This is a genomic window from Protofrankia symbiont of Coriaria myrtifolia (assembly GCF_900634755.1).
In the GTDB taxonomy this organism is placed as follows: domain Bacteria; phylum Actinomycetota; class Actinomycetes; order Frankiales; family Frankiaceae; genus Protofrankia; species Protofrankia coriariae.
Window position 1 is genome coordinate 1 of record NZ_CAAAFS010000235.1, and the last position, 8,484, is coordinate 8,484.

The following is an 8,484-nucleotide window of genomic DNA, read 5'->3' on the forward strand; positions in this document are numbered from 1 at the left end:
CACTAGGATCAGCCGGAGTTCATTCGGAATCAGGTCGGCGGACGATTCTGGCTGTACAGCCCGACTCATGGGAGATTTCCTTCGCATCCGGCGCTCCGCGTGCCGCGTGCTCCGCATTTCGGTCAGTCACAGCATAGGCACCTAATCAGTATTAAACAACGAGTTCTCCGTACCATTGAAAATTCCAATTAAACGATGATTTTCTGAATTCCCGGACACCGCGGCGGCGATTGTTGGCAGGGTGTTACCGGTCGGCAGGCAGCGCGATCGGCGAGTTAACAAAAGTGGACGTGGGCGGGTCAAGCGGGTGGCGCCGGTGCGGCGTAGGAGATTATCGAGGTGTCGCGGCTATGTCGGAGTCCGCGGTTGTCGATCAGATCCCCGGCGAGAACCAGCCCGAGATCCAGGATGTGGACGACGCAGGTGCCATCGCTGTCGGCGTGACCGACCTCGACGATCATCGGGCACACCTTGTCCCAGAGCAGCGGCCGCGTAGCGACGTGGGCGCGCATCCGCGCGATCAGACCCGAGCCGCACCCGATCACTTGTCGCCGGGCGTTCAGGGATGGAGGACGACTTTGATCGCGCCGGCCGATCGGTCCCCAGCCACGCGAAACGCCTCCGCCGCGTCGGCCAACGGGAAGCGGTGCGTGATGACGGTCGAGCTGATGCCCGGGTTTTCCGCCAGCATCGCGGCCGCCCGCTCGAACTCACGGACGCCGTCGCGGCGCCCGCAGGCCACGGCGTTGACGAAGCTTAACTCCTTGACTAGACTGATCATTCCCGGTACCGGAATGGTCGGTTGGTAGACACCCAACAACACGACCCGACCGCCGGGACGCGCGAGTTCGACACATCTCGCGAGGCCCGCCTCGCTGCCGGCGGCGTCGATGACTACGTTGTAGCCGCCGTCCACGGAGCCGGCGCCGAGGCGTTCACCGGCCGCGGCCTGATGGGGATGGCGGGCAGCGAGATCCACCTGGAAGCCCATTCGGCGCGAGGCCGCGACCGTCAGCAGGCCGATCGATCCGCCGCCGACGACAGCCAACCTCTCCCCCGGTGCAAGCGCCGCCCGCTGGACACCGTGCCAGGCGACCGACGCCGGCTCCACCAGGCAGGCGTCGCGCCCGGGCAACCCCGTGGGGAGCGGGGCGAGTGTGTAGTCGGGCACGACGATCGCGTCACACATGCCGCCGTCCTGGTACACGCCAAGAAAGCCGTGCCCGGCATCCGTACAACGCTGCGTCGCCCCGAGCCGACATTGCTCGCACCGCCCGCAGTGGATGTTGGGCTCGACCGCGTACTCGCGCCCGTCCGCGGCGACCCCCGCGAACTCGTGTCCATAGGTGAAGCCCCCGAGACCGGCGGCGAGGTTCACGTCCGACCCGCAGATTCCGACGGAAGTCACCTCGAGGCGAACACCCGCCCCCGTGGGCTCGTCCACGGCGACCACCGAGATACCTTCAGCAGAATTTCGCACCGCGCGCATTGAGCGTTCCTTTCCTTCAGCGGATTCCAGCCGAGAAGCTATCCAGATGTTCCCCAGGCGGGGATCGCCGGTATGCGTAACCATCTTGTACACAGGTACTTCGCGGGTTGACGTTGACCTGCTCTGGATCGCGGTCACCATTGAGATCCCCGGCCTCGCCCGGACGGTGCGCGCATGGCTGGATAACTGGTGGTCGGTGCTGGAAGTTCGTCGGGGGCTGGTCAGGGGGCTGCGGGAGTCACGGCGGCTGGCCGGCCCCGGTGGGCCGCACGTCGTGGTGGTGGATCGTCGCCGTGCTTGCTACTTCAACCGGAACGTCTGGGTGGTGGACAGGGAGGGGTCGCCGGGGCGGAGGCGTAGTTCTCCGAGGGCTGGTAGCAGGACTGCTGCGGCGACTGTGCGTTCCCGGCGGATGTCGCCGTTGTCGGGGACCCGGATGGGCGGGGTGGACAGCAGCGCGAGGTGCTCCTCGGGGTCCTCGCCGAGGGTGGCGAGCGCCGCCGTGGCCGCCTGGAGCCGGCGGACGGAGGAGTTGCGGGCGAACACGTTGATCTCGTCGTGGGGAACGAGATCGGGGTGGAGGAAGTGGTTGGTGTGGACGGTCCGCGGCGCCTGCATGGTCCGTAGCTCCTCACCGAGGATCTCCACCCAGACCGCCCGGGTGGCATCGCAGAGCGTCAGCGACCGGGAGCTGGCCAGCCGCAGGCCTCGGAGGACGTCGAGCGCTTCGGCGACGCTCGCCGCCGTGTCGAGCAGGTGCCGAATCGCCAGGTACGGGGGCAGACCTGCCCGCCAGTCGCCGCCCAGGACGAGGTTGATCCCGACCGCGAGGCCGCGGCTGTTGAGGCCGAGGTATCCGAGCAGGCCACCGAAGCTCAGCACGAGCGAGCGGCCGACCGGCGAGGCGACGTCGAGGACGGCGATCTGGTCGTCGAGGTCGCCGCCCAGGTCGACCGTCTGGGCGAGCAGCGGGCCGGCGGCCCCCGGGTGGACGGTCGCGTAGGTGGTGCAGTCGCCCGCGGTGGGGATTCGGGTGTAGCCGAGGATCTCGCGTCGCAGTTGGAGCAGCCAGGCCTCGTCCTCGGTCAGGCCCGCGCCGGACGCGAGCGCGGCGACCTCGGCCGCGAGCCGCGGGGTGGCCCGTTCGATCTCCGCGCGGTGGCGGGCGATCGTCGGGCGCAGGCCGTCGAGCGTCACCGGGCCGGGCAGCAGCCGGCCGAGCCGGCAGACGTGGTCGTCCACGAACGACCGCAGTCGCCCCGCCAGCGCCGCCCCGTGGGTCCGACCCAGCTCCGACGGCGGCCCGTCCGCCCTGATCAGGATGGTCATTCGGCCTCCCCCGACACGCTCACGGGCGGACCTTCGGGTGTTCGGTGAGGGTCTTCTTCACAAGCGGCCATTCGTCGGCCAGGACGCTGTAGTAGACCGCGTCGCGGCGGCGGCCGTCCGGCATGGGGTTGTAGCTGCGCAGTACGCCCTCCTCGACGGCGCCGATGTTGCGCAGGCCGCGGCGGGCCCGGGTGTTCAGTACGTCGGTCTTGAATTCCACCCGCAGTGCGCCCAGGCGTTCGAAGGCGTGCTCCAGCAGCAGCAGCTTGGCCCACCGGTTGGTCCCGGTGCCGCGGAAGTCGCGGCCGAGCCACGACCAGCCGATCTCCAGCCGGGCGTCCGGCTCGGAGAGGTTGCCGTAGCTCATGCTGCCCGCGGTCCGGCCGGTGCGCCGGTCGGTGATGACGAAGACGCATCGCCGGCCGGCGAAGTGGTCGGCGAGGGTGGCGTCGAAGAACGCCTCGAAGTCGGCGTCGGACTCCACCCGGGAGACGAAGTACCGCCAGATGTCCGGGTCGAGGGCGATCGCCCGCAGCGGCTCCCGGTCGGCCTCGGTGACGGGTGCGAGGCGGACGTGGTCGTTGCTCAGGACTGCCGGACCGGCCGTGTGCCAGTCCACCGGGTACCGGGCCACCGGTCAGGCCCCCGCCGGGACGTGCCTGGACAGGATGTCCACACAGTCGCGCAGGGTGTGCATCCTGGCCAGGTCGTCCTCGGTGAGGTGGGCGGTGTCGACGCCGGTGTCCCGGCACAGCGAGGTCAGGAACAGGACCTTGTTCAGCGAGGTCAGCCCGTAGGCGGCGGTGAGGCCGACGTCGGGCTGGATCTCCTCGGGGGCGATGTCGGCGGCCAGTACCGCGGCCAGGTTCTCCCGGGCGGCGGTCTCGACGTCGGGCCGCATGGATCTGTCGGGCCGCATGCTGTCAGGCCGCATGGATTCCCTTCCTCGGGTCGCCGAGCTGGCGCTGGTACACCGCCCGGATCTGCTTGCGCCTGGGCTTGTACTGGGACGTCAGCAGACCGTTGCCGATGCTGAACGGCTCGTCGGCCACCACGACCCGGTGGATGTACTGGTCGCCGCCGAGCGCCCGGTTGGTGGCGGTGAGCTGCGCGGCGATGGCGCCGGTGTCCACCGGCACCGACGCCGGTGAGACGACCGCCACCAGCTCGGTCTGGGCCGGGCAGTAGAGCACGCACTCGGCGATCGCCGGGCTGGCCTTCAGGTGCTCCTCGATCTGCCTGACGACGATCTTCCTGCCGTTGTCCAGCACGATCGTGTCGTCGGCGCGGCCGAGGACGAACAGGAAGCCGTCGGCGTCGAGGTGTCCGAGGTCGCCGGTGCGCACGACACCGTCCGTGCCGAAGACCCGCTCGCTGTCGCCGGGCTCGCAGTAGTCGTACCGCCGGTTCACCGGGTGCTCGGCACGGACGCTGATCACCCCGTCGTCGCCGATGATCACCTCTTTGCCCGGCAGCACCCGGCCGACGCTGCCCGCCCGGTGCGCGCCCGGATGGTTCTTGGCCACGATGCACGTCTCGTTGAGGCCGTAGCCCTCGTAGATCGGCAGGCCGAGCCGGTTGAGGAACGCGAGGGTGGCGGGGTCGGCGGGCGCCGAGCCCGTCCACAGGTAGCGGATGCGGCCGCCGAAGATGTCGCGGGCCACATCGGCGAGGTCCCGGCCGGTGCGCCGGGCGTGGCGTTCGATCTGGCCGCGGGCGCTTTCGAAGAAGCCGGGCACGCCCATGACGACGGTCGGCCGCACCTGGGTGAGTGCGACGAACGCCGACTCGTAGGTGCAGACCGTGACGTCGTGGCCGTACCGCAGCGCCGAGTACACCCAGTAACGCTGCTGGAGCAGTGACAGCGGCAGGAACACCAGCAGATTGTCGCCGGGGCCGTGGCCGAACATGTCCTGGACGGCGTCCAGCGAGCTGTCGATGCTGCCGACGGTGGCGCCGAGGCCCTTGGGCGTGCCGGTGCTCCCCGAGGTGAACTTGATCGTGGTGATCTCGTCGGGGGCGTACCTGACCGGTGGCGGCGGGGCCGCGCCGACCGCGCCGGCCGCGCCAGTCGTGTTGTCGGCGCCGGACGTGTCGTCAGCGCCAGCCGTGCCAGCCGTGCCAGCCGCGTCGGGCAGGTCGTCGAGGAGGGTCGTGAGCCGCTCGACGCCGGGGACGTCGCACGGACGGTCGGTGAACAGCAGGGAGAGGCTGTAGCGCTCCATCAGTTCGCGGGTGGGGGTGAACTTGCCCGGTTCCAGGCCGGCGGTGACGACCTTCAGGCGCAGGGCGGCCAGGTCGAGCACCACCCACTCGAGGCTGTTGGCGGCGAGGATGCCGATCCGGTCGCCCGCGCCGAGGCCGCGGGCGCGCAGCCCGGCCGCGACCAGGCCGGACAGTCGCCAGACCTCGGCGAGTGGGATCTCGCGGGTGCCGGCCAGCCTGGTGACGTGCAGCGTCCCACGGTTCGGCGTGGACGCCAGAAGTTCGTTGATCACGCAAGGCTCCCGCTGGGCTGGGTCCGCGAGGCGTCCGACGGGTGTTCGGCCGCGTGGGCCGCACCGAGCGGGCCGAGCGGCCGGGGCGGGTGGAAGAACGTGACCTGAGCAAGGGCGATCTTGCTACCCGGCGGGACCAGCTCGACCGTGGCGGGCCACCGCCGCGGCGCCGGCTGGCCGAGGGCTTCGGCCAGCCGGGCGGCGAAACGCGGCATCACCGGCGTGGCCGCGTGCGCGAGCAGCCAGGCGGCGGCCAGCTCCAGGGCCGTGGTCGTGCGCACCTCGTCCGGCATGCCGCCGGCCGCTGCCAGCGCGCGTTCCCGACGGCTGAACCGGACCGTGTCGGTGACCAGGGCGTCCAACTCGGCGGCGGCCTGGTTGAGCGAGAAGCCGCCGGGTTGGAGGCTGGCGGCCAGCGCGCCGAGCCGGGCGGCGAGCTGGCCGAGGAACCCGGCGTGCTCGGGCGTCCAGTTGCCGGCGTCGGGGACCACCGCGTCGTAGCGGTCGGCCACGCGCTGGCCGAGGTCGTGCAGCCAGGCCTGCCAGGTGCCGATCAGGGTGGTGGTGAGCGTGTGCTCGTAGGCGTCGAGTGTGAAGTTCGTCCGCTCCACCTCGGGACGGTTGCGGGCGAGGAAGTAGCGCACCGCGTCCACGCTGTCGGCGTCGAGGATCTGCTTGCCCCAGACGGCGTGCCGGCGGCTGGTGGAGAACTTCAGGCCGTCGTAGAGAAGGAACTCGTTGACGTGGTAGTCGATGTCCGGCGTCCAGCCGGGCAGGGCGAGCCGGTAGAGCACCGGGTAGAGGATCGCGTGGTAGAAGCTGTTGTCGTAGCCGAAGAAGTGGACGACCTTCCAGTCGTCGGCCGGCCTGGCTGCCGTCCAGTCGCGGCCGAGGCGCTCGCCGAACCGCTGGATGCCGTGCAGGAAGCCGAAGGCCATCTCCGGCCAGGCCCAGATCACCTGGCCGGCGCCGTCCGCCTCACGCGGGATGATCCCCCAGTCACTGGGATGGCTGACCGGGATGTCGATCCGCCCCCGGCGGAACAGCCGGGCGGCGAGCTCCCGCAGCCGGGCCGGGACGCGGCCGCGGCGCTGGTGGTCGAGCACCGCGTCGGCGTGCTCGTGCAGCGGCAGCACGTAGCGGCGGGCCGTGCCGGTGACGGGCGTCTCGCCGGATGGCCCGGCGACGGGGCCGGCCAGGTCGACCACGGTGTTCGGCTCGCCGCACAGCTCGCAGATGTTGCCGGCGGTGGCCTCGCCGCAGCCCGGGCAGCCGCCGTGGACGTCGACCTCGTAGAGGTACTGACCGGTCCGCGGGTCGAACAGCGCCGGCCCGTCGGCCGGGGCGATCGCGCCGGCGTCGACCAGCCTGGTGAAGAAGTCCTTCAGCGCGGGGACGTAGCCGGGGTCGGCGTTCGTGACGGTGTACTGGTCGAGCGGGATGTCCATCAGCCGCAGGGTTTCCGCGATCTCGGCGCTGTAGTGCGCGGCCACCTCGGCGCTCGACCGGCCCTCCCGGCGGGCACGGTCGACCACGTAGGACTGGAAGTCGTCGCTGCCGGTCAGGTGCCAGGCGCTGGCACCGTTCATCCGCTGGAACCGGACGTAGGCGTCGGCGCCCAGGTACGGGCCGGCAAGGTGACCGAGGTGCAGGTCGCCGTTGGGGGTGGGCGGCGTCGAGAAGACGAACACCGGGCGGCCGCCGTGCTCGCTGGCCGCCGGGGTGGCCGAGGACACCGCGCGGGCGCCGTCACGCCAGTACTGGGTGAGGAAGACCAGGTCCTCCTCCCCGGTGTTCGTCACGACGTGGTCCTCGAACGGCTCGAGCAGGGCGACGGTGCCCGCGGCGACCGGGTGGTGCGCGGCTCCCACGGCGAGTTCGCCGCGGCCGGCGACGATGACCAGCAGCTCGGTCTCGTCGTGCCGCTGGTGTGTCGTGGCGACACCCGGCGCGACACGGCCCCAGGCGGCGCCGGTGCCCAGCCCGTCGACCGAGCCCATGTCGATCCCGAACGCCGCGGAGAGCGCGGTGGCGTCAAAACGGTCAATGATCATGCGGTGTCCTTCTCGTCGAGCCCGTCGAGCAGGTCGGCGGCCGCGGCGGCGATCGCGGGGGCCAGCCGGTAGCCGGAGCCGCCCGCCGCGCCGGCGAACAGCACCCGGCCGTCGGCGGTGACCGGGCGCACGATCGGCGCGCGGTCAGGGCTGTAGGCGTCGCAGAACACGCGGCCGGAGACGCAGTACGGGGCGAGCGCCGGGGCGTGGCGCTCCAGAACCGCCCGGCCGCGGTCGAGGTCGTCGGCGGACAGCCCGCCGGTCAGCGCGTCCGGGGTGACGTGCCAGTCGGGTGACGTGTAGCTGAACAGCCAGTGGCCGCGGTGGGCCAGCGGCAGCAGGAAGGCGTCCTCGTCGTGGAAGACGGTCGCACGGTCGTGCGGGGCGACGGGCCGTTCGACGTGCAGGGCGACGACCTTCTTGACGCGGACGCCGAGCGGGGCGAGCAGCAGCGGCCAGGGCAGCCAGGGGCCCGGCGCCAGCACGACACGGCTGGCGGTGAGCCGGATGCCGCTACCCAATGTGAGAACGACGCCGTCCGGGGTGGACCGCACGGCGGTGACCGCGCTGCCCTCCCGGAACGCCGCGCGGCCGCGCAGCCGGGCGGCCAGCAGTTCGGTGAGCGCCGCGACGTCGGCGTGGTGGGCGCCGTCACCGTCCCAGCCCCGCTCGGCCGGGCGCAGCCGCGCCTCGGGGAGCCGCGCCTCGGGGAGCGGGCGCAGCCGCGCTTCGGGGAGGTAGTGCTCCCGGACGGTGGCCTCGTCGGCGCTGACCACCGTCATGCCCACCGGGTGGATCGGCACCCGGGGGTCGCGTCGGCACAGGTCGGCGTACCAGCGCTGGCTGTAGGCGCTCATCGCCCGCACCCGCGGGGTGGCCCCGCGCGGGAAGTGCAGCCCGGCGGAGAACCGGGACGCTCCCCCACCGGCCAGCCCCCTGTCGACCACCATGACCCGCCGGCGCGGCACGCGGGCCAGCACCTCGGTGGCCACCAGGCAGCCGACCACGCCGGCCCCGACCACGACAACGTCGGCGTCCACGGCCCCCATGGTCAGCATCTCTGGAAGAGCGGGCTCCGGGCGTGCGGCTTCGCCATGATCGCACGCCCTTCGAC

Annotated in this window: 8 protein-coding genes; all 8 read right to left on the reverse strand. The window is 71.7% G+C overall.

The annotated features are described in order from the left end of the window. Positions 1-299: 299 nt before the first annotated feature. The gene (locus CM1CMNOD_RS21810) at positions 300-461 is read right to left on the reverse strand and encodes a hypothetical protein (RefSeq protein WP_165001705.1); all 162 of its coding nucleotides are present in this window, start codon (positions 459-461) and stop codon (positions 300-302) included. Between the two features lie 98 nt (positions 462-559). After that, positions 560-1,627, reverse strand: a complete 1,068-nt coding sequence (locus CM1CMNOD_RS13180) for a zinc-dependent alcohol dehydrogenase (RefSeq protein WP_241247591.1) — start codon at positions 1,625-1,627, stop codon at positions 560-562. 162 nt (positions 1,628-1,789) lie between these two features. Further along, positions 1,790-2,818 carry a C45 family autoproteolytic acyltransferase/hydolase gene (locus CM1CMNOD_RS13185; protein ID WP_013874106.1) on the reverse strand — a complete coding sequence of 343 codons (1,029 nt, stop codon included), beginning with the start codon at positions 2,816-2,818 and terminating at the stop codon, positions 1,790-1,792. A gap of 19 nt (positions 2,819-2,837) precedes the next feature. After that, the gene (locus tag CM1CMNOD_RS13190; RefSeq protein WP_043606542.1) at positions 2,838-3,437 is read right to left on the reverse strand and encodes a GNAT family N-acetyltransferase; all 600 of its coding nucleotides are present in this window, start codon (positions 3,435-3,437) and stop codon (positions 2,838-2,840) included. 18 nt (positions 3,438-3,455) lie between these two features. Continuing rightward, on the reverse strand, positions 3,456-3,719 hold the full coding sequence (locus CM1CMNOD_RS13195; RefSeq protein ID WP_043603674.1) for a hypothetical protein: 264 nt from the start codon (positions 3,717-3,719) through the stop codon (positions 3,456-3,458). Positions 3,720-3,741: 22 nt separating this feature from the next. Beyond that, complete coding sequence (locus tag CM1CMNOD_RS13200; RefSeq protein ID WP_013874109.1) at positions 3,742-5,316, reverse strand: AMP-binding protein; 1,575 nt, start codon at positions 5,314-5,316, stop codon at positions 3,742-3,744. Further along, positions 5,313-7,370 (reverse strand): class I tRNA ligase family protein, encoded by a 2,058-nt coding sequence (locus CM1CMNOD_RS13205; protein WP_013874110.1) that lies wholly within the window; start codon positions 7,368-7,370, stop codon positions 5,313-5,315. Before CM1CMNOD_RS13205 ends, CM1CMNOD_RS13200 begins: the two co-directional genes overlap by 4 nt. Further along, entirely contained in the window at positions 7,367-8,428 is a 1,062-nt protein-coding gene (locus CM1CMNOD_RS13210; protein WP_131774008.1) for an NAD(P)/FAD-dependent oxidoreductase, read from the reverse strand. The genes CM1CMNOD_RS13205 and CM1CMNOD_RS13210 overlap by 4 nt, the downstream gene beginning before the upstream one ends. Between the last annotated feature and the right edge of the window lie 56 nt (positions 8,429-8,484).

Bases quoted from the DNA above. Each gene is read 5' to 3' on its own strand.
- CM1CMNOD_RS13210 (WP_131774008.1), bottom strand. From the start codon at position 8,428: ATGCTGACCATGGGGGCCGTGGACGCCGACGTTGTCGTGGTCGGGGCC.
- CM1CMNOD_RS13185 (WP_013874106.1), bottom strand. From the start codon at position 2,818: ATGACCATCCTGATCAGGGCGGACGGGCCGCCGTCGGAGCTGGGTCGG.
- CM1CMNOD_RS13195 (WP_043603674.1), bottom strand. From the start codon at position 3,719: ATGCGGCCCGACGTCGAGACCGCCGCCCGGGAGAACCTGGCCGCGGTA.
- CM1CMNOD_RS13205 (WP_013874110.1), bottom strand. From the start codon at position 7,370: ATGATCATTGACCGTTTTGACGCCACCGCGCTCTCCGCGGCGTTCGGG.
- CM1CMNOD_RS21810 (WP_165001705.1), bottom strand. From the start codon at position 461: ATGATCGTCGAGGTCGGTCACGCCGACAGCGATGGCACCTGCGTCGTC.